Consider the following 18,050-nt stretch of genomic DNA (forward strand, 5'->3'; position numbering starts at 1 on the left):
TAACTTTAGCCCAGTTTATCTGACTTTTTATTTATTAAAGAATGAAGGCTCACACATAAGGAGTCTGCTATGAAAATCGTGATTATTGGTGCCAGTGGTACGGTCGGTCAGGCAGTAACAGAAGCGCTAAGCCGCCGTCATGAGGTGATCCGCGTGGGTCGTACCCAGGGCGACTATCAGGTGGATATCACCTCGCAGGAGAGCGTGCAGGCGCTGTTCGAGAAAATTGGCCGGGTGGATGCCATTGTCTCCGCCAGCGGTGGCCTCTACTTTGGCCCGCTTGCGACCATGAAAGACAGCGACTTTAATCAGGGCCTGCAGGATAAACTTCTGGGGCAGGTGCGCCTTGCGCTAACCGGCCAGCACTATCTGAACGAAGGGGGCTCTATCACCCTGATTAGCGGCATTGTGGCGCACGAGCCGATTGCCCAGGGAGTAAACGCCACCACCGTGAATGCCGCACTGGAAGGGTTTGTTCGCGCCGCAGCCTGTGAGCTGCCGCGCGGGATCCGCATTAACCTGATTAGCCCGACGGTCCTGACGGAATCCGCTGAAGCGTACGACGGTTTCTTCCCCGGCTTTGAGAGCGTCCCCGCTGCAACCGTGGCGCAGGCCTATCGCCGCAGCGTGGAAGGGGTACAGAGCGGTCGGGTGTATAAGGTTGGTTACTGAGCCTTACGGGCGGCGATCAGCACCAGCATCGGGCGCTCTGCCTCTTCGGCCAGCGCGGGCCAGGCCGCAATTTGCCCCTGCGTTGGCCCCCATTCGTTGACTTCGCTTATCGTTAATCCGGCCTTGATCAGCGCGTTGAGCGTGGTGCCCAGCGTACGGTGATACTTGATGACCCCGTCCGCCAGCCAGTTGCTGACGCGCTGGCTCTCGTCCTGATAATGATTCACGCCCCAGAACCGCTCGCCGTTGTCGTCGGTCAGCCAGCCCTGGCGGGTGGCGCAGGTGTAAATGGGGTGCTCCATCGAGAAGACCAGGCTGCCACCGGGTTTAAGCGCGCGCTGAACGTTGGCGAATAACGTATCCAGTTCCGGCAGGTAGTGCAGTGCCAGCGAGCTGTAGACCAGGTCGAGGCTGTTATCTTTGAGCGCCAGCGACTCCAGATCGCTACGCTGATAATGAATCTGTGGGTCAGCGGTAAGCTCCGCAGCCCGGGCGAGCATCTTTTCTGAGATATCAACACCCGTGATGTCAGATGCACCCAGTTCGCGCGCCGCGCGACAAAACCAGCCGTAGCCGCAGCCGAGATCGATAACCGATTTGCCGGTTAAATCGGGCAGCATGCTTTTTAGCGAAGGCCACTCCGGCGCACCGTCCAGCCCCTGCACCGAGCGCGGAAGCTGAGCGTAGCCTTCGAAAAACGCCGGGTTGTCGTAGATATTTTGTGCCATGGCAGATCCCTCTTTAAGAATGTGACTCCCAGTATAAAACATTGCCGGGTGGCGCTGCGCTTACCCGGCCTACGATTTGAGGGTTTCAGTAGGCCGGGTAAGGCGAAGCCGTCACCCGGCTCGCCTCTAGCCCACAGTACCCCAGACCAGATTTCCCTTATGGAACGTCGCGGTACGCGGTGAAATCCGCGCCACGGCTTCGGCGGAGCACGAGGCATCCACCAGCACAAAGCTGGCGTCGTCCTGCGCTTTCGGCCACACCCGTTCGCCTTTGTCGTTCAGCGGCAGAACGTCACCGGTCGCGATACCGAGCGCCCGGGAGAGCGTCTGCTCGTTCGGGCGAATGTACAGCTGCGCGTAAAGATTGGCTTTTTCCAGCATATCTCCCAGGCCGTACGGCGACCAGTGGTCGATCACGCTGTCGGTGCCGGTCATGACAAACACGCCCTTATCACGCAGCTGTTTCAGCGGCATATGGAGGGTACCAATCGGCACGGTAGAGGCGATGGTCACCTGCTGCGCCGCCATACGGGTCGCAATCGCATCCACCTCCTGCTCGTTAAGCGTCGCCAGCGCGAAGGCGTGGCTGATAGTCAGCTTGCCCTTCAGCTCCGGCGTTTTCTCCACCGTTTCCACCATGTAATTCACCGCCGCCACGCCCGCCGGGCTGGTTTCATGCAGGTGAATATCCACCCCTTTGTCGTAATCCAGCGCTATCTGGAACATCAGATCGAGAGATTTCTCCATCGCGCCGTCGACGTTCGTCGGGTCCAGCCCGCCCACGTAGTGCGCACCGGCCTGCATCGCGTCGCGCATCAGTTTTTCAGAATGGGAAAGCAGCAGTCCGTGCTGTGGAAACGCGACAATTTCACAGTCAAAGCCAGGCTGGCGGCGCGATAACACCGCCTGCAGATTTTCCAGGTTTTTCAGGCCGGAAACCGGCTCAATGTTGCAGTGGCTGCGGGCGATGGTGGAACCTTTCGACTGGATCAGGTCGATAAGTGCCTCCGCGCGTTCCTGGGTGTAGGGCTGCAGTTCCGGCAGCAGCTTCTGCTCAAGGCGGATCATGTCCTGAATCGTGGTCCCCGCCGGGCGGTTCAGGGAGCGCCACGGACCGCCGTAGAAGGTTTTATCCAGATGGATGTGCATGTCGCGCATCGCCGGGAGCATCAGCTTTTTACCTGCGTCATAGTGAGGCAGAGACGCGTCGGCGTGGCTAATGTTATCGCGCAGGGCGACGATCTTGCCGTCTTTAATCTCCAGCGTTTTCAGCTCGGTGCGAGTGCTCGTCGCCACGCTGCCGTCGAAAGTAAACCCGGCTTCGAGCAGCACGTTGTCCAGATAGTAATGCTTCGCGGTGATGTTCATCGGTTTACCGGTCTCGCAGGCGGGCTTTGCGGTATCCGCAGCATACGCGACGGAGCCGGTGGCACCAAACAGCGCGCAGGCGGTGACCATTTTGCCGCTCTGGCTGATAAATTCGCGGCGGCTTTTATTATCATTCATCTTATTTTCCTTCATTGACAATATGGGTACCGGTTTCCCCGCGCAGTGCCGCGGGCAGGCAGTCCGGGGAGGTGATAATCACTCGCCTGCCGCCGTGGTGTAAAAATTCCAGCGAGGCCACGATTTTGGGCAACATGCTCCCTGCCGGGAAATGGCCTTCCTCCATGTAGCGCGTCATCTGCGCCACGTTGACGGTATCCAGCGCCTGCTGGTTCGGCTTGCCGAAGTGAATGCACACCTTCTCCACGCCGGTGGTGATGACCAGCACGTCGGCGCGGATCTCCCGTGCCAGCAGCGCGGTGGAGAGATCTTTATCTATTACCGCGTCGACGCTGCGGTAGTCGCCCTGCTCCGAGCGCACGACGGGAATTCCTCCACCGCCCGCGCCGATCACCACAAAACCTTTTTGCGTCAGCGCCTTGATGGCATCTGCCTCTACGATGCGCAGCGGCTGCGGCGAGGCCACGACGCGGCGATAGCCGCGGCCTGAATCCTCGACAAAATGCCAGTCCGGGTGCGCCTGCTGCAGATCATTGCGCTGCGCCTCGCTGAAGAAAGCGCCAATCGGTTTCGTCGGGTGCGTAAAGCCGGGATCGTCTTTATCCACTTCGACCTGGGTGACGACCGTGACCGCTTTTTGCTCCCCGCGTCCCGCCAGGCGGTTATTAAGTGCCTGCTGGATCAGGTAGCCGATTCCGCCCTGGGTATCCGCGACGCAGTTTGCCAGCGGCGTCAGAGGGAGCCCTTCCCGTTCGTGAGCGATTTCGGCCCGGCGCAGATCCAGCCCCACCTGGGGACCGTTGCCGTGGGTGAGTACGATGTCATAGTCGGAGGCCAGCATCTCGAGCACGGACTCTGCCACCGCTTTGACCGCCTGCGCCTGATGCTCAACCGACTGGCTGGCGTTGTCTTTGATAATGCTGTTGCCGCCGATGGCGACGACCATAAGCTCTTTCATACGTTTTCCTTCGCAACGGTACCAGTCGCAGCGCTCGCCGCTTCGCGGCTATCCAGCACATGCTTCACCACAAACATGCCGCCCATCATCAGGTAGGCCGTAACGAACATCAGGGAACTGCCTTCGGCAAAGCCCACCACCGGGGCGTGGATCACCCCAAACAGTGCCAGCAGCGCCCCACCCGCGGCCGCAACGGCCCCGCGCAGCGGCTTGTTGATGATGGCGAAGATAGCGATACAGCCCCACAGCATGCTGGCAAGCGGCGCGCCGTTGCCGAGATGCATCAACCCTTCGTAGTAAATCCCTTTGCTGTGCAGCACGTCGGTGCCGATTTTCGCTGCGCTGGTCCCTGCCGCATTCATCACGCTGTTCATCATGGTGAGCGCCCAGTTGGCGATCCACGGGAACAGGCAGATGAAGATGACGGGCACCTCCACTTTCGGCGTTTCCCGCACCACCTGGTTGGCGGTAACGACGCCGATAAACACCAGAATGGGCACGATGGCAGTCATCGGAATGATGGCGAGCATAAATGCCCCCAGCCCGAACAGCGGCACGATGAACATGGTCACCCCGGAAGCCAGCGTGTAGCCAATGCTGGCCCCCATCGCTTTCCAGCCCGGGTGGCCGACGTAGACCGTGACCGGGAACGGGTTACCCATCAGGCAGCCCAGCATCGACGCCAGACCGTTCGCCAGCATCACCTTACGGGTCGGGTACTCATCCCCCGCCGCGTGGGCGCTTTCGATGTTCTCCAGGTCAAAGATATAGTTCGCCAGCCCCAGCGGCACGGCGGATGCCAGATACGGTAGCGCGTGCGGCAGCCCCTGCATAAAGCTGTCGACGTGCACTTCCGGCGGGTTAAAGCCGAAGGATGACATAGACGCCTTAATGGCTTCCGGGCTTTGCAGCCCCGAGATCCACGCTAATGCCGTACCGGCAATCAGCAACAGCAGACCGGTCGGGATTTTGGCGAAAATCGGCTTTTTGCCGAACCAGTTGATAAAAATCAGCAGCAGTACGATGAATGACACGGTCGGCGCTTCAAACGCCTGGAGCATCGGGTTCATCGCCAGCAGCAGCAGGCCTAAACCGGAGAGACACGACAGCAGCACGGTGCGCGGGATCATCTTGCGGATGGTCTCCCCGAGGAACGAACCGCCCGCGAGGATCATTGCTTCCACAAAGCACCACACCAGACCGATCTGAATCGCGAAATCCGCATCCCCGGTCTGCTGGTAGACTGGCATGAGGACCAGGAAGGTCACGGTAAAAATCGACGGCGCGCTCGGGCCGGACGGCAGCGCCGTCACGTCCGTGCGCCCGGTGGCACGGGCCATCTGCAGGCCAAACCAGGCATAACAGATGCTCGCCACCAGCACCGCCAGCCCGAAGGCTGGCGCGATGCGTCCATAAACAATCTCCTTCGGGATGCCGACGACAAAAATGAGCAGCCCCATCATGGTCAGCAAATTGGTCAGGTTGTTGGTCATCAACCCGAAATAAGCCGCCCAGTCACCTCTTTTCCACTCCAGTTTCATGTTTTTCATGGATACATGCCTTATAAAACGTAGCGATCGCGGAAGGTCAACAGCGCCTTTTCAAAACAGCTGAACGGCGGGTGAACGATGCCCGCCCCAATCATGCCGATACCGGCGTCCTTGTGGGCAATGGCGGTATTAATGACCGGCAAAATGCCGCTGCCTGCCACTTTGGTGATGTCGATGGCAGTCGGGATGCCCATAAAAGAGAGCAGCGGAATGGTGACGTTCGGGTTTTCGCCGAGGGTGATTTCGCGCATCTGGCGGGAGAAGTCGATGGCTTCTTCCACCGTGCCGCCCACCAGCGCCACAATCGCCGGCGCCGTCGCCATGGCAAAACCGCCGATGCCGTAGGTTTCCGTAATTGCGCTGTCGCCGATATCCAGCCCGGAGTCTTCCGGCTTATAGCCCGCAAACATCGGGCCAATGACCTGCTGCGCCGGGCCGGTGAACCATTGCCCCGGCAGGCCGGAGATGCGCAGACCGAACTCGTAGCCGTTGCGCGCCATGGTGGTGACAACGGTGCTGTACTCAATGCCGTGGGCGGCGTCCAGCGCGGCTTTGCACATTGCCATCCACGTCGGGCCGGAGAAGTAGTCGCTGCTGGCGACAAACTCGAACACCTCACGCTGCTGCTCAACAGGATAACCCGCCTGGATCAGACCCGGCGTCAGGGCCTGGATCAGCAGCGTAGTGCCCGCGTTGTTGCGGTTGTGGCACTCGTCGCCCATGTGCAGCGCCTGGGCCAGCATCAGACGAAGATCGATTTCACCGACGATCTTCATCGCGTCGCGCAGCATCGGGCCGAGCACGTCGCGCATCCAGTTCAGGCGGTCAATCACGCTCTGGTCGTTGGCGCCCATGCGCAGGATCTTCGCCATCTGCTCGCTGAGGTTGGTGAACGCGCGGTTGCCGTAGGTTTTGTTCTCAACGATGTGCATAAACATCGACGCGGAGGTGACGCCCGCCATCGAGCCCACGCAGTCGTGCTCGTGGCACGGCGAGAAGGTGATTTCCCCTGAAGCGGCGAGCCTTGCAGCCTCCTCCAGATCCGCCGCCAGCCCCTCGAACACCAGCGCGCCGGTGACCGCCCCTTTCATCGCCCCGCACATGTTTTCCCACGAGACAGGCGGACCGGCGTGCAGGATGGTGGTGCGGGTCATGCGCGGCACGACGTTAATCGCCTGGTCATAGCCCACCAGCACCGGGTGGGACTGAATAATGCGCTCAAGCGCGATGTGGTTAGCGGCGGCAATTTTCTCCGCCAGCGATTTTTCGGCCAGTTGATCGAGCGCCTCAACGATCTGTATGTTGCCCTGCCCTGGCGGCGTCCAGTCGAGCTGGGTCACGGGAACGTGCTGTTTTTTGAGGTCGTCGCTGAACATCGCGATACCGATGTTAATCACGTTCAGCGGCTGGTTAAATAAGGTGGTCATTATGCGTTCTCCCCTTTGCAGACAAATTCGCGAGCCAGTAATCCGGTATTGGTGCTGCTGCTGGCCCAGATGACGCCCGCATCGGTCAGGAGCTGGCACTGCTGAGCAAGCTTCTGCGGATCCTGGTCGGTACCGAGCACATAGCCTAAGATCGCCAGCGGACGGCTGTCGGCCTTCGCGATCGCCTGCGCCTCTTTGATCGCGTCGAGCATCACGCCAACCGGATCCTCATGCGCGCCAAACCCGAGCACAAAATCCATCACGATGACCCCCACCTGCGGATCGCACGCCTCCTGCAGCAGGCGGCTGATGCGGTTGGTCGGGTCGATCATCGGGTGCGGTTTGCCGTTGGTGAAATCGTCATCGCCAAAGTCGAGGAAGGTATGGGCCTGGCTGACGTTGATGTCGCTCAGACGCTTCGCCGGATCCGGCTGGATGTTGCTGTAGACGTCGTCGTACTTCTCCAACGCCGCAAACATCGCTTCGTCGCACAGGGTCCCACCGCAGAAGAGCCCACGAATGTATTTTTGCTGCGGGGTCAGGCGGGCGCGCACCTCTTCAATCAGCGGCCAGTTGAGCGGGTGCAAATCCAGAGACGCTTTGTCGATGCCGGTAAGGAGTACCGCTTTCAGGGCTGCCTCTTTGGTGGCTCGGGCAAACTGCAGACCGTCTTCATCAGCGGGCGGTACGTTGCGGCCGAGGAAACACACGACGACGGGCTTGAGGCAGGCGCGGGCGCGGGCGAGGACTTTTTCAGCCACCGCGGGTGCGGGTGGCTTGGAGATGAGGGCAATCACCTGGGTGCCTTCATCGGCCTCCAGCATGTCGATGGCGTCGAGCATCATCAGGCCGCCGATTTTCTCGCTGAGATCGCGCCCGCCGGTGCCAATCAGCTGCGACACACCGCCGCCGAATTCATGAATGCGCACGCTGAGTTCCTGGCTGCCGGTCCCGGAAGCGCCGACAATCCCAATCGTCCCGCGACGTACCGCGTTAGCGAAGCACAGCCCCGCGCCGTTGATAATGGCGGTGCCGCAGTCCGGCCCCATCATCAGCAGCCCTTTCTGGTGGGCCAGCTGCTTCAGCGCCAGCTCGTCATCGAGCGACACGTTATCGGAAAAGAGCATGACGTTAAGATCGTTTTCCAGCGCCTGACGTGCTTCGCGGGCGGCGAAGGTGCCGTTGACGGAGATCACCGCAAGATTGCTGTCCGGGCGATGGGTTTTGGCGCTGGCAATCGTGGCGTAGCGCGCTTCGTGGGAGCCTGCACGCTCTTTGCGCGTAAATAACGCTTCGATGGCCGCCAGCGTTTCATCATTCGCCGCATCGCCTTTAATAACGATCATCAGATCGCCGTTTTTCGCGTTTTCTAATTCCGGCGTCAGCAGTCCAAGGTTTTTTAATACGCCTTTATTCATCTCCGTCGCCATCGCCACAAAGGCCTGTTCAACTCCCGGCAATTTATTGGCTTTTGTGGAAACGGACATTAATGAGACGGAGTCAAAATAAGTGTTCTTTTTAATCACGATTTTTGTGGGCATTATTTTCTCCTGAAAGCGGATAAAAGGGGGGCCGCCGTCGTGCAAAATGCACGTCGGTAAAAATGCTTTTTTATTAAGCGGCCAGCCGGAACAGGCTGACCGTCGTTTTTACGCGCCGGCCGCCAGCAGCAGGTCGGCGATCGCGTGGTAGCCTTTTTCCCGCGCCAGCTCGAGCGGGGTTTTACCGTATTTATCGGTCATGTGCGGGTTCGCGCCGTTATCCAGTAACAGCTTCACAATTTCCTGCTGTTTCTCGCCGCCGTCATTCAACACGATGGCCTCCAGCAGCGGCGTCCAGCCGACAAAGTTGGTGTGGTTGACGTTAATATCGGTTTTTGCCAACAGCTCGCGCACAATTTCAACGTGGCCTTTCTCACTGGCCGGGGTAATCCCCACGCCACCGAAGCGCGTCAGGCGATCCAGGTCCGGATTTGCCGGAAGAACGATGCGCAGTAACGTTAAATCATTGGTAAGGCAGCTAATCAGGAAGGGGTTAAAACAGGTCTGGTCCTGTTTATCAATATCCGCACCGGCTGCAATTAAAAATTCCACACAGGCATAATGCTTTTTCAGGCTGGCAATAATAATGGCGGTTCTTTTCTGGCGGTTGGTGGCGTTAATATCGACGCCTTTCTCCAGACAGGCTTTTAGCGCGTCGACGTTCCCCTCTTCTGCCGCCAGCAGAAATTCCGTCACCAGTGCAGTTGCAGACATATTCAGACTCCCTATGTTTCATTTCTGATGACCTGAGAATAGCAACAGCCTGGTGATAAAAGAATCCGCTTAAAATTCATTCATCGACAGGCAATTCATTGTTGAGTTAAATTCAACGGTTCAGCTAAAACGTGCGTCTGTGCAACCTTTTTCTTATGTTTTACCGCTTTTTAGCGCCTCAGGCTGCATTATCCTTATGGCTGAAAAAGCCTTGTACCGCGCGGCCCTGAGCAAATAGTCAGAACTGTGACCGGCTTCAAATGTGATGTAACAGCGCTGTTAAAATATGTTCAAAACTGATGGCAACCAGGAGCCGTAATATGAATTCCATCTTTACCGAAGAGAACCTGCTGGCCTTCACCACTGCGGCACGTTTTGGCAGTTTCAGCAAAGCCGCCGCCGAGCTGGGCGTGACCACCTCGGCCATCAGTTACACCATTAAACGCATGGAGACCGGGCTGGACGTGGTGCTGTTTGTGCGTAACACGCGCAGCATTGAGCTGACCGAATCTGGCTTTTACTTTTACCGCAAGGCAACCGACCTGCTGAACGACTTTCACGCCATCAAGCGCGGAATTGATACCATTTCGCAGGGCATTGAGGCGCGGGTGCGTATCTGTATCAATCAGCTTTTGTATACTCCACGCCATACTGCACGCCTGCTGCAGGTGCTGAAAAAGCAGTTTCCCACCTGCCAGATCACGGTGACCACCGAGGTGTATAACGGCGTCTGGGATTCCATCATCAACAACCAGGCCAATATCGCGATTGGTGCGCCGGACACCCTGCTCGACGGCGGCGGCATTGATTACACCGAGATTGGCGCCATCCGCTGGGTATTTGCTATCGCACCGGAACATCCGCTGGCCTTTGTCCCCGAGCCGATTGCGGAGAGCCAGCTGCGGCTATATCCCAACATCATGGTGGAAGATACCGCGCACACCATTAATAAGAAGGTCGGCTGGCTGCTGCACGGGCAGGAGGCGATTCTGGTGCCGGATTTCAACACCAAGTGCCAGTGTCAGATTCTGGGAGAAGGGATTGGCTTTTTGCCGGAATACATGGCCCGCGAGGCGGTAGAAGACGGGCTACTGGTCACCCGACGCATCAACAATCCGCGTCAGGATTCCCGCATGCTGCTTGCCACACAACATGCGGCGACCGGCCAGGTCACTCGCTGGATCAAACAACAGTTTGGTCCAGCGGGCGTGCTGACGAACATCTATAGCGATTTACTCTGGCGGGCTTAGCTTTTGGTTTGAACCCAAAACGCGTGGATAAGACCGGGAATGTAACCCAGCAAGGTCAAAAGAATATTCAGGATAAACGCCCAGCCAAACCCCTTACCGAGCAGCACGCCCAGCGGAGGAAGAATAATCGTAAAGACAATACGCCAAAAACCCATAAGCACTCCGTAAAAGCTAACCAGTTGAAAATAAATAAGAGTATGACTCTAAGCGTAGCCAGTTTATCGGCTTCTGCCATCCAGACCCGTCCCATTTACCCTCTTTTACGCTTTTGGCAGTGGTGTAACGCACCGGAATAGTTTAGCATTTACTTAATTAAGGAAACGCTAAACTAAAATGACTGAACTTGAACAACTCCAGGCCAGCGCTGAGCAGGCCGCCGCCCTGTTGAAAGCGATGAGTAATCCACGTCGGCTGCTGATCCTCTGCACATTATGCGGAGCTCCCGGCACCCGTGCGGGCGACCTGGCGCGTGCCACCGGGCTGAGTCCTTCCGCCACGTCGCAGCATCTGGCGCGTATGCGTGAGGAAGGGCTTATCGACAGCACCCGGGAGGCGCAGCGCATTCTTTATTTCATTAAAAACGATGCGGTGCTTCAGCTCATCAGCACCCTGAAAACCCTTTATTGTCCGTAAGGAGTCGCCATGTCACTTCCGCTGATTACACCGCAACAGGCCAAAGCCCGCGTAGCCGAGGGCGCCAGACTCATAGATATTCGTGATACCGACGAATATGCCCGCGAGCATATTTCCGGGGCAGAGTCAGTACCGCTAGCCACCTTACCCGGCGGACTTAACGCACGGGCGGGTGAAATAGTGCTTTTTCACTGTCAGTCCGGTGCCAGGACGTCCGGGAATGCTGACCGCCTGGCCCAGGCGGCGTCACCCGCTCAGGCATTTGTGGTCGAGGGGGGCATTCAGGGCTGGAAGCAGGCCGGGCTGCTGACCGTTGAAGATAAATCCCAGCCTCTCCCGCTGATGCGTCAGGTGCAAATCGCGGCCGGGCTGTTGATTCTCTGCGGCGTGGTGCTGGGCTATAGCGTCTCCAGCGGCTTTTTCCTGCTCAGCGGTTTTGTGGGCGCCGGGCTGCTGTTCGCCGGTGTAACGGGATTTTGCGGTATGGCGAGACTGCTCAAGGTGATGCCATGGAACCGGCGTACCTCATAAGCAGTAATCTGTGAAAGTCACTGTACCCGGCGTCATACGTGGGCTAAGGTGAAGATCGCTTAAACGATGAGGAGGTAATATGTTTTCTGTCGGTGATTATGTGCAACCGCGTAAAGGCGGCCCGAAGCTGAAAGTGCTTGAAGTGAATGGTGAAAGCGTTGTGGCGGTTCAGGCCAGTAATGAACAAGGCGAAAAATATACCCTGAAAGCGGCCGATCTGGCGCCGTATAGTGAAGAAGGTGATTTCGGCGTCTGCTGAACAGACAACCGGGCGGCGATTACCGCCCGGCTCACGCATTAGATCAGAAAATCATCCAGCGATTTACCCTCTGCCAGCGCGCTGGCAATAGGCTTCGGCGTGCGGCCCTGGCCGGTCCACGTTTTCTCTTCACCGTTCTGATCAATAAAGCGATATTTCGCTTCACGCGGTTTACGCTTTTTAGTCGGTTTACCCGTCTGCGCCAGCTCGGAACCCAGCAGATCGGTCGGTGAAATACCATCGGCTTTCATCAGCTCCAGCAGGGCATTAATTTTCTCCTGCTGCTCAGCACGCTGCTGCTCTAATTCCGCCAGCTCACTGCGTTTCTCTTCAGTAACGACCCTGACCTTTTCCAGCATTTCCTCAAGAACGTCCAGGGATAATTCACGCGCCATCGCGCGCAGGGTTCGGATATTATTAAGATTCTGTAACGTCAAAGACATATTATTTGAAAACCTTTTCTTTGGGGTAAATAGATAAATCACCCACAGAATAATTCATTTCGACCAGAATATCTACCCAAGGGTCCGCAGGGGCATCAGTGTAAATATATTTAAATATTAACGTTAATAATAACGCAGGATGCCGGCGAGCCTGGCGCGAATCTAATCACCACATCAATATAAATGGTCAACTTTAATTCAAATTACAGCATACTGCGCCGCCATCCAGACAAGGATGACTCACCCTGGCCGCCTCGAAAATCAAGTCTTTGTTTTTTATGAAAAAGCACCTTAACAAGACAGATTATAACGAGCAGAACAAAAAACACTCAATTTTAGAGAATTTTGTGGACAAAAGGCGATTAAATAAAAATTAATCACTAGTTGTTAGTTCAAACACAGATAGATACGCTATACACGACAAACAAAGCAACCTAAAGCACTAATCGCCGAAGGGAAATCGTTTCAACTGTGTTTTTCTCAAGGAGTTCAGACATGTTCTCGCCGCAATCTCGCCTGCGCCATGCTGTGGCGGATACTTTTGCGATGGTTGTTTACTGTTCCGTCGTGAACATGCTGATTGAAATATTCCTCTCAGGAATGACCTTTGAGCAGTCACTTTCTTCGCGTCTGGTGGCTATCCCGGTCAACATTATTATCGCATGGCCATACGGGTTATACCGCGATGCGGTCATGCGTTTCGCTCGTCGTATCAGCCCCGCAGGCTGGGTAAAAAACCTGGCGGACGTGCTGGCTTATGTGACGTTCCAGTCTCCGGTATATGTGGCTATTCTGTTAACCGTGGGCGCAGACTGGCATCAGATCGTCGCGGCGGTCAGTTCGAATATCGTTATTTCGATGTTGATGGGCGCCGTATACGGCTATTTCCTCGACTACTGCCGCCGTCTGTTCAAAGTCAGTCAGTACAGCCAGGCGAAAGCGTGATGTGAAGCGACTGGCGAATGCCAGTCGCCAGTTTACTGTACGTCGCCAAACAGTCCCTTCAGAAACCGCTCCAGCGCCATGCGCGAACTGAAGCCATGCGGAATACCATAATGCTCATGCGTTTCTCCGCCTAAATAGAGCGGGAATTGCTGATAATGATCGCAGGTTTTAATATCCGAGGCAGGCTCAGCAAATGACAGACTTCTGTCTTTCAGCGTCGGGTGAATAATGAGAGCAGTACGTCCCATTCTGGCTTCACGATTAACATACACATAATTCTCACCGCGGCGATATCCATACGCTTTTGACGTCACCTCATCCATGGTGAATCCCTCTTTTTCAAGAACGCGTGCCACCTCGTCAGGTCGTAAATACATATCTTTTCCTCGTTATCTTTTCCTGCCCGGCAACCTTACAGTATTCAGCATTAGCAGGGCTTTCAGAATAGTCCATAAACTGCCGGATAACGCGTGACGCGCTTCAGATATTAAATTTCTGAACTAAACTGATCGGGAACGCAAATTTACGGAGGATCGTATGTTTAACAGACCGAACCGAAACGATATTAACGACGACGCGCAGGATATTCGTAATGATGTCAGCCAATTAGCGGACACGCTGGAAGAGGTGCTGAAGTCCTGGGGGTCTGACGCGAAGGACGAAGCGGATGCCGCAAAACGTAAGGCTCAGTCTCTGCTCCGTGAAACCCGCGCCAGAATGAACGGACGTTCACGCGCCACGCAGGCTGCCTGCGACATGGCAAACTGTGCAACGACCTTCGTACGTGAAAAGCCACTGTGTACGCTGGGAACGGTCGCAGCGGTCGGCATCTTTGTCGGCGCCCTGCTCAGCCTGCGAAAATAAGTGCGGCTTCTCATCAGCCCCGGTGGCCTCAGGCGCCGGGGCTTTTCTTTGCCTTATCCTTTGAAAAACCCGTGCAGCCCGCCCTGCCCCGCTGAGCTCATCACCAGGGCAACATCAATCTGAATTTCCCATATCTTGTATGGTTGAAACTTAAGATAACTACATCTAGTATTCCCTTTAGCAAGACACACACAACCTGACGCGATGATTCGCGCCGCTCTCTCATTTTAAATGGAAATACGAATCATGAGCATTATTATTTACACTCGTAACAATTGTGTTCAGTGCCATGCCACCAAACGGGCGATGGAAAGCCGTGGAATGGTTTTTGAGATGGTGAATATCGACCAGCAGCCTGAGGCCGCTGAGACCCTGCGGGCGCAGGGATTCCGTCAGCTCCCGGTGGTCATTGCCGGTGAAACCCGGTGGTCCGGCTTTCGCCCGGACATGATTAACCGTCTAAGCGCCCAGGCCGCCAGCGCATGAGTGGGCTGGTCTACTTCTCCAGCAGCTCGGAAAACACGCTTCGCTTTATCGAGCGCGTCGGGCTGCCTGCGGTGCGTATTCCGCTTAATGAACGGGAACGTATTCAGGTAGACGAACCTTACATTCTGGTGGTGCCCAGCTATGGCGGTGGCGGTACGGCAGGCGCCGTGCCTCGCCAGGTGATCCGCTTTCTTAACGATCCGCATAACCGCAGGCTTATCCGTGGCGTGATCGCGGCAGGCAATCGTAATTTCGGCGATGCCTTTGGCCGCGCCGGGGATGTCATCTCTCAAAAATGCGGCGTGCCGTATCTCTATCGCTTCGAACTGATGGGGACACAGCAGGACGTAGAAAATGTGCGAAAAGGAGTGAACGAATTTTGGCAACGACAACCGCAGAACGGATAATCCAGGCAGCACCTGATTACCACGCATTAAACGCAATGCTTAACCTCTATGATCGGGAGGGGCGCATTCAGTTTGGCAAAGATCATGAGGCGGTGGAGGCCTTTTTCGCCGCCCACGTCCGTCCAAACAGCGTCGTTTTTGGCAGCCAGCAGGAACGCCTCGACTTTCTGGTTAAAGAGGGCTATTACGAGGAGCGCGTGCTGACCCGCTACGACCGCGCCTTCGTGGTGAAGCTTTTCGAGCGCGCGCATGCGAGCGGTTTTCGTTTCCAGACCTTCCTCGGCGCGTGGAAGTATTACACCAGCTACACCCTGAAAACCTTCGACGGTAAACGCTACCTGGAGCATTTTGAAGATCGCGTCGTGATGGTGGCGCTGACCCTTGCCCAGGGCGATGAAGCGTTGGCTGAACGGCTGATGGAGGAGATCCTCGCCGGACGCTTCCAGCCCGCCACGCCAACGTTTCTCAACTGCGGTAAGGCCCAGCGCGGCGAGCTGGTCTCCTGCTTCCTGCTGCGCATCGAAGACAATATGGAGTCGATTGGCCGTGCGGTAAACTCGGCGCTTCAGCTTTCCAAACGCGGCGGCGGCGTGGCGTTTCTGCTCTCGAACCTGCGTGAAGCGGGCGCGCCGATCAAGCGCATTGAAAACCAGTCTTCCGGCGTGATCCCGGTGATGAAGATGCTGGAAGATGCATTCTCCTACGCCAACCAGCTTGGCGCACGCCAGGGCGCCGGGGCGGTTTACCTGCACGCGCATCATCCCGATATTCTGCGTTTTCTGGATACCAAACGCGAAAATGCCGACGAAAAAATCCGTATCAAAACCCTGTCGCTGGGGGTGGTGATCCCGGATATCACCTTTAAACTGGCCAAAGAGAATGCCGAGATGGCGCTCTTTTCGCCGTATGACGTTGAGCGTATTTACGGCAAACCCTTTGGCGACGTAGCCATCAGCGAGCGCTACGAGGAGCTGGTAGCCGACGAGCGCATCCGCAAAAAAACCATCAACGCCCGCGATTTCTTCCAGACGCTGGCAGAAATCCAGTTTGAGTCTGGCTATCCGTACATCATGTACGAGGATACGGTAAACCGCGCGAACCCGATTGCCGGGCGCATCAACATGAGCAACCTGTGCTCGGAGATTTTGCAGGTCAACAGCGCGTCAGCCTACGACGAGAACCTGGACTACGCTGACATCGGCAAGGATATCTCCTGCAACCTCGGGTCGCTGAATATTGCCCACACCATGGATTCCCCCGACTTTGGCCGCACGGTGGAGACCGCCATCCGCGGGCTGACGGCGGTATCGGACATGAGCCACATCCTCAGCGTGCCGTCTATTGAAGCGGGTAACGCCACATCGCACGCTATCGGCCTGGGGCAGATGAACCTTCACGGCTACCTGGCACGCGAAGGCATCGCCTACGGCAGTCCGGAAGGGCTGGATTTTACTAACCTCTATTTCTATACCATCACCTGGCATGCGCTGCACACCTCAATGATGCTGGCGCGCGAGCGCAACCAGCGGTTCGCGGGATTTGAACAGTCGCGCTACGCCAGCGGGGAATATTTTAGCCAGTATCTTGAAGGTGAGTGGCAGCCGAAAACCGCAAAAGTGCGCGATCTCTTTGCCCGCGCGGGGATAACCCTGCCGACGCGCGAGATGTGGCAGCAGCTGCGTGATGGCGTGATGCGCCACGGTATCTATAACCAGAACCTCCAGGCCGTGCCGCCGACCGGGTCTATCTCGTATATCAACCATGCCACGTCGAGCATTCATCCGATTGTGTCGAAAATTGAAATTCGCAAGGAAGGCAAGACCGGACGCGTTTACTACCCTGCCCCGTTTATGACCAACGACAACCTGGCGCTGTATCAGGATGCGTATGAAATCGGCCCGGAAAAAATCATCGATACCTACGCCGAAGCGACAAAACACGTGGATCAGGGGCTGTCGCTGACGCTCTTCTTCCCGGATACCGCCACCACGCGGGATATCAACAAAGCGCAGATCTACGCCTGGAAGAAAGGCATCAAAACGCTTTACTACATTCGCCTGCGCCAGCTTGCGCTGGAAGGCACCGAAATCGAAGGCTGCGTGTCCTGCGCGCTGTAAGGAGAAAGGATGAAACTGTCACGCGTGAATGCCGTTAACTGGAACAAAATCCAGGACGATAAAGATCTGGAGGTATGGAACCGCCTGACCAGCAACTTCTGGCTGCCGGAAAAAGTCCCGCTCTCCAATGATATTCCGGCCTGGCAAACCCTGAGCCATGCCGAGCAACAATTGACGATCCGAGTCTTTACCGGCCTGACGCTCCTGGACACCATCCAGAACACCGTTGGTGCCCCGGCGTTGATGGCTGACGCGCTGACGCCGCATGAAGAGGCGGTGATGTCGAACATCAGCTTTATGGAGGCGGTGCACGCCCGCTCTTACAGCTCGATTTTTTCCACGCTGTGCCAGACCAAAGACGTGGATGCGGCTTACGCCTGGAGTGAAGAGAGCGCGTCATTGCAGCGCAAGGCTGCGCTGGTGCTTGAGTATTATCGGGCCGACGAGCCGCTGAAAAAGAAGGTCGCCAGCGTGTTTCTGGAATCCTTCCTCTTCTACTCTGGCTTCTGGCTGCCAATGTACTGGTCGAGCCGGGGCAAGCTCACCAACACCGCCGACCTGATTCGGCTCATCATTCGGGATGAAGCGGTGCACGGGTATTACATCGGCTATAAATACCAGAAAGGTCTGGAGAAAATCAGTACGGAAAAACGCGATGAACTAAAAGGGTTTGCGCTCGATTTGCTGATGGATCTGTACGATAACGAGCTGAGCTATACCGAAGAGCTATACGCCGGAACGGGCTGGGAAGAAGACGTCAAAGCGTTCCTCTGCTACAACGCCAACAAGGCGCTGATGAACCTTGGTTACGAGGCGCTGTTCCCGCCGGAGATGGCGGAAGTGAACCCGGCCATTCTGGCGGCGCTGTCGCCTAATGCCGACGAAAACCACGATTTCTTCTCCGGGTCCGGTTCATCGTATGTGATGGGCAAAGCGGTGGAGACGAAAGACGAAGACTGGGATTTTTAATGAGTGAATTAATGTTCATTAATTAAATATAAATCCCTTTATTTCTACCA

General features: G+C 56.4%; 21 protein-coding genes. 11 read left to right on the top strand and 10 right to left on the bottom strand.

The window, feature by feature from the left end:
• Positions 1 to 69: 69 nt before the first annotated feature.
• On the top strand, positions 70 to 672 hold the full coding sequence (locus L977_RS04370; RefSeq protein ID WP_014884943.1) for a short chain dehydrogenase: 603 nt from the start codon (positions 70 to 72) through the stop codon (positions 670 to 672).
• On the opposite strand, the gene L977_RS04375 is transcribed toward L977_RS04370, so the two are convergent.
• The 7 genes from L977_RS04375 to L977_RS04405 all read right to left on the bottom strand — a co-directional run bounded on the left by L977_RS04375 (position 666) and on the right by L977_RS04405 (position 9,096).
• Positions 666 to 1,400, bottom strand: coding sequence for a class I SAM-dependent methyltransferase (locus tag L977_RS04375; protein WP_014884944.1), 735 nt, complete (start codon positions 1,398 to 1,400; stop codon positions 666 to 668). The two genes, L977_RS04370 and L977_RS04375, sit on opposite strands and share 7 nt — an antisense overlap.
• A gap of 126 nt (positions 1,401 to 1,526) precedes the next feature.
• On the bottom strand, positions 1,527 to 2,906 hold the full coding sequence (locus L977_RS04380; protein WP_047624958.1) for an amidohydrolase family protein: 1,380 nt from the start codon (positions 2,904 to 2,906) through the stop codon (positions 1,527 to 1,529).
• 1 nt (position 2,907) lies between these two features.
• Positions 2,908 to 3,864, bottom strand: coding sequence for a carbamate kinase family protein (locus L977_RS04385; RefSeq protein WP_023331135.1), 957 nt, complete (start codon positions 3,862 to 3,864; stop codon positions 2,908 to 2,910).
• Positions 3,861 to 5,414 (bottom strand): hypothetical protein, encoded by a 1,554-nt coding sequence (locus tag L977_RS04390; protein WP_014884947.1) that lies wholly within the window; start codon positions 5,412 to 5,414, stop codon positions 3,861 to 3,863. The genes L977_RS04385 and L977_RS04390 overlap by 4 nt, the downstream gene beginning before the upstream one ends.
• Positions 5,415 to 5,425: 11 nt before the next feature.
• Positions 5,426 to 6,841 carry a DUF1116 domain-containing protein gene (locus L977_RS04395; protein ID WP_047624959.1) on the bottom strand — a complete coding sequence of 472 codons (1,416 nt, stop codon included), beginning with the start codon at positions 6,839 to 6,841 and terminating at the stop codon, positions 5,426 to 5,428.
• The gene (fdrA, locus tag L977_RS04400) at positions 6,841 to 8,382 is read right to left on the bottom strand and encodes an acyl-CoA synthetase FdrA (RefSeq protein WP_047624961.1); all 1,542 of its coding nucleotides are present in this window, start codon (positions 8,380 to 8,382) and stop codon (positions 6,841 to 6,843) included. Before fdrA ends, L977_RS04395 begins: the two co-directional genes overlap by 1 nt.
• A gap of 108 nt (positions 8,383 to 8,490) precedes the next feature.
• On the bottom strand, positions 8,491 to 9,096 hold the full coding sequence (locus tag L977_RS04405) for an ankyrin repeat domain-containing protein (protein ID WP_014884950.1): 606 nt from the start codon (positions 9,094 to 9,096) through the stop codon (positions 8,491 to 8,493).
• Positions 9,097 to 9,416: 320 nt separating this feature from the next.
• On the opposite strand from L977_RS04405, the gene L977_RS04410 reads away from it, so the two are divergent.
• Positions 9,417 to 10,346 carry a LysR substrate-binding domain-containing protein gene (locus tag L977_RS04410; RefSeq protein ID WP_014884951.1) on the top strand — a complete coding sequence of 310 codons (930 nt, stop codon included), beginning with the start codon at positions 9,417 to 9,419 and terminating at the stop codon, positions 10,344 to 10,346.
• Here L977_RS04410 and L977_RS04415 read toward each other — a convergent pair.
• On the bottom strand, positions 10,343 to 10,501 hold the full coding sequence (locus tag L977_RS04415) for a YqaE/Pmp3 family membrane protein (protein WP_014884952.1): 159 nt from the start codon (positions 10,499 to 10,501) through the stop codon (positions 10,343 to 10,345). The genes L977_RS04410 and L977_RS04415 overlap by 4 nt on opposite strands.
• A gap of 178 nt (positions 10,502 to 10,679) precedes the next feature.
• Between L977_RS04415 and L977_RS04420 the strand changes: the two genes are divergently transcribed.
• From L977_RS04420 to L977_RS04430, 3 genes are all read left to right on the top strand, one after another.
• The gene (locus L977_RS04420) at positions 10,680 to 10,979 is read left to right on the top strand and encodes an ArsR/SmtB family transcription factor (protein ID WP_014884953.1); all 300 of its coding nucleotides are present in this window, start codon (positions 10,680 to 10,682) and stop codon (positions 10,977 to 10,979) included.
• Positions 10,980 to 10,988: 9 nt separating this feature from the next.
• The gene (locus L977_RS04425; RefSeq protein ID WP_014884954.1) at positions 10,989 to 11,510 is read left to right on the top strand and encodes a rhodanese family protein; all 522 of its coding nucleotides are present in this window, start codon (positions 10,989 to 10,991) and stop codon (positions 11,508 to 11,510) included.
• 79 nt (positions 11,511 to 11,589) lie between these two features.
• Complete coding sequence (locus tag L977_RS04430; RefSeq protein ID WP_014884955.1) at positions 11,590 to 11,769, top strand: hypothetical protein; 180 nt, start codon at positions 11,590 to 11,592, stop codon at positions 11,767 to 11,769.
• Between the two features lie 38 nt (positions 11,770 to 11,807).
• Here L977_RS04430 and stpA read toward each other — a convergent pair whose 3' ends face one another.
• Positions 11,808 to 12,212: a DNA-binding protein StpA gene (stpA, locus tag L977_RS04435; protein ID WP_014884956.1), complete on the bottom strand. Its 405-nt coding sequence runs from the start codon at positions 12,210 to 12,212 to the stop codon at positions 11,808 to 11,810.
• A 495-nt stretch (positions 12,213 to 12,707) separates the two neighbouring features.
• Here stpA and alaE point away from each other — a divergent pair, with 495 nt between their 5' ends.
• Positions 12,708 to 13,157 carry an L-alanine exporter AlaE gene (gene alaE, locus L977_RS04440; RefSeq protein WP_023331140.1) on the top strand — a complete coding sequence of 150 codons (450 nt, stop codon included), beginning with the start codon at positions 12,708 to 12,710 and terminating at the stop codon, positions 13,155 to 13,157.
• A 32-nt stretch (positions 13,158 to 13,189) separates the two neighbouring features.
• Here the strand turns inward: alaE and L977_RS04445 are convergent, their stop codons facing one another.
• Positions 13,190 to 13,534, bottom strand: a complete 345-nt coding sequence (locus L977_RS04445) for a DUF2002 family protein (protein ID WP_006811693.1) — start codon at positions 13,532 to 13,534, stop codon at positions 13,190 to 13,192.
• Between the two features lie 160 nt (positions 13,535 to 13,694).
• On the opposite strand from L977_RS04445, the gene L977_RS04450 reads away from it, so the two are divergent.
• The 5 genes from L977_RS04450 (at position 13,695) to nrdF (ending at position 18,000) form a co-directional block, all read left to right on the top strand.
• Positions 13,695 to 14,021, top strand: coding sequence for a DUF883 domain-containing protein (locus L977_RS04450; protein WP_014884958.1), 327 nt, complete (start codon positions 13,695 to 13,697; stop codon positions 14,019 to 14,021).
• 246 nt (positions 14,022 to 14,267) lie between these two features.
• Positions 14,268 to 14,507, top strand: a complete 240-nt coding sequence (gene nrdH / locus L977_RS04455) for a glutaredoxin-like protein NrdH (protein WP_014884959.1) — start codon at positions 14,268 to 14,270, stop codon at positions 14,505 to 14,507.
• Entirely contained in the window at positions 14,504 to 14,914 is a 411-nt protein-coding gene (nrdI, locus tag L977_RS04460) for a class Ib ribonucleoside-diphosphate reductase assembly flavoprotein NrdI (protein ID WP_014884960.1), read from the top strand. The genes nrdH and nrdI overlap by 4 nt, the downstream gene beginning before the upstream one ends.
• Positions 14,887 to 17,031 (top strand): class 1b ribonucleoside-diphosphate reductase subunit alpha, encoded by a 2,145-nt coding sequence (gene nrdE, locus L977_RS04465; protein WP_047624963.1) that lies wholly within the window; start codon positions 14,887 to 14,889, stop codon positions 17,029 to 17,031. Before nrdI ends, nrdE begins: the two co-directional genes overlap by 28 nt.
• A 9-nt stretch (positions 17,032 to 17,040) precedes the next feature.
• Complete coding sequence (nrdF, locus tag L977_RS04470) at positions 17,041 to 18,000, top strand: class 1b ribonucleoside-diphosphate reductase subunit beta (RefSeq protein ID WP_014884962.1); 960 nt, start codon at positions 17,041 to 17,043, stop codon at positions 17,998 to 18,000.
• Positions 18,001 to 18,050 lie beyond the last annotated feature (50 nt).

The organism is Enterobacter sp. ZOR0014, assembly GCF_000798855.1.
GTDB lineage: Bacteria > Pseudomonadota > Gammaproteobacteria > Enterobacterales > Enterobacteriaceae > Enterobacter > Enterobacter kobei.

Coding starts and splice junctions, on each gene's coding strand:
- L977_RS04420 (WP_014884953.1), top strand. CDS start 10,680: ATGACTGAACTTGAACAACTCCAGGCCAGCGCTGAGCAGGCCGCCGCC.
- stpA (WP_014884956.1), bottom strand. CDS start 12,212: ATGTCTTTGACGTTACAGAATCTTAATAATATCCGAACCCTGCGCGCG.
- L977_RS04390 (WP_014884947.1), bottom strand. CDS start 5,414: ATGAAAAACATGAAACTGGAGTGGAAAAGAGGTGACTGGGCGGCTTAT.
- L977_RS04425 (WP_014884954.1), top strand. CDS start 10,989: ATGTCACTTCCGCTGATTACACCGCAACAGGCCAAAGCCCGCGTAGCC.
- L977_RS04395 (WP_047624959.1), bottom strand. CDS start 6,841: ATGACCACCTTATTTAACCAGCCGCTGAACGTGATTAACATCGGTATC.
- alaE (WP_023331140.1), top strand. CDS start 12,708: ATGTTCTCGCCGCAATCTCGCCTGCGCCATGCTGTGGCGGATACTTTT.
- L977_RS04385 (WP_023331135.1), bottom strand. CDS start 3,864: ATGAAAGAGCTTATGGTCGTCGCCATCGGCGGCAACAGCATTATCAAA.
- nrdF (WP_014884962.1), top strand. CDS start 17,041: ATGAAACTGTCACGCGTGAATGCCGTTAACTGGAACAAAATCCAGGAC.
- L977_RS04380 (WP_047624958.1), bottom strand. CDS start 2,906: ATGAATGATAATAAAAGCCGCCGCGAATTTATCAGCCAGAGCGGCAAA.
- L977_RS04450 (WP_014884958.1), top strand. CDS start 13,695: ATGTTTAACAGACCGAACCGAAACGATATTAACGACGACGCGCAGGAT.
- L977_RS04415 (WP_014884952.1), bottom strand. CDS start 10,501: ATGGGTTTTTGGCGTATTGTCTTTACGATTATTCTTCCTCCGCTGGGC.
- L977_RS04405 (WP_014884950.1), bottom strand. CDS start 9,096: ATGTCTGCAACTGCACTGGTGACGGAATTTCTGCTGGCGGCAGAAGAG.
- L977_RS04410 (WP_014884951.1), top strand. CDS start 9,417: ATGAATTCCATCTTTACCGAAGAGAACCTGCTGGCCTTCACCACTGCG.
- L977_RS04430 (WP_014884955.1), top strand. CDS start 11,590: ATGTTTTCTGTCGGTGATTATGTGCAACCGCGTAAAGGCGGCCCGAAG.
- L977_RS04370 (WP_014884943.1), top strand. CDS start 70: ATGAAAATCGTGATTATTGGTGCCAGTGGTACGGTCGGTCAGGCAGTA.
- fdrA (WP_047624961.1), bottom strand. CDS start 8,382: ATGCCCACAAAAATCGTGATTAAAAAGAACACTTATTTTGACTCCGTC.
- L977_RS04375 (WP_014884944.1), bottom strand. CDS start 1,400: ATGGCACAAAATATCTACGACAACCCGGCGTTTTTCGAAGGCTACGCT.
- L977_RS04445 (WP_006811693.1), bottom strand. CDS start 13,534: ATGTATTTACGACCTGACGAGGTGGCACGCGTTCTTGAAAAAGAGGGA.
- nrdI (WP_014884960.1), top strand. CDS start 14,504: ATGAGTGGGCTGGTCTACTTCTCCAGCAGCTCGGAAAACACGCTTCGC.
- nrdH (WP_014884959.1), top strand. CDS start 14,268: ATGAGCATTATTATTTACACTCGTAACAATTGTGTTCAGTGCCATGCC.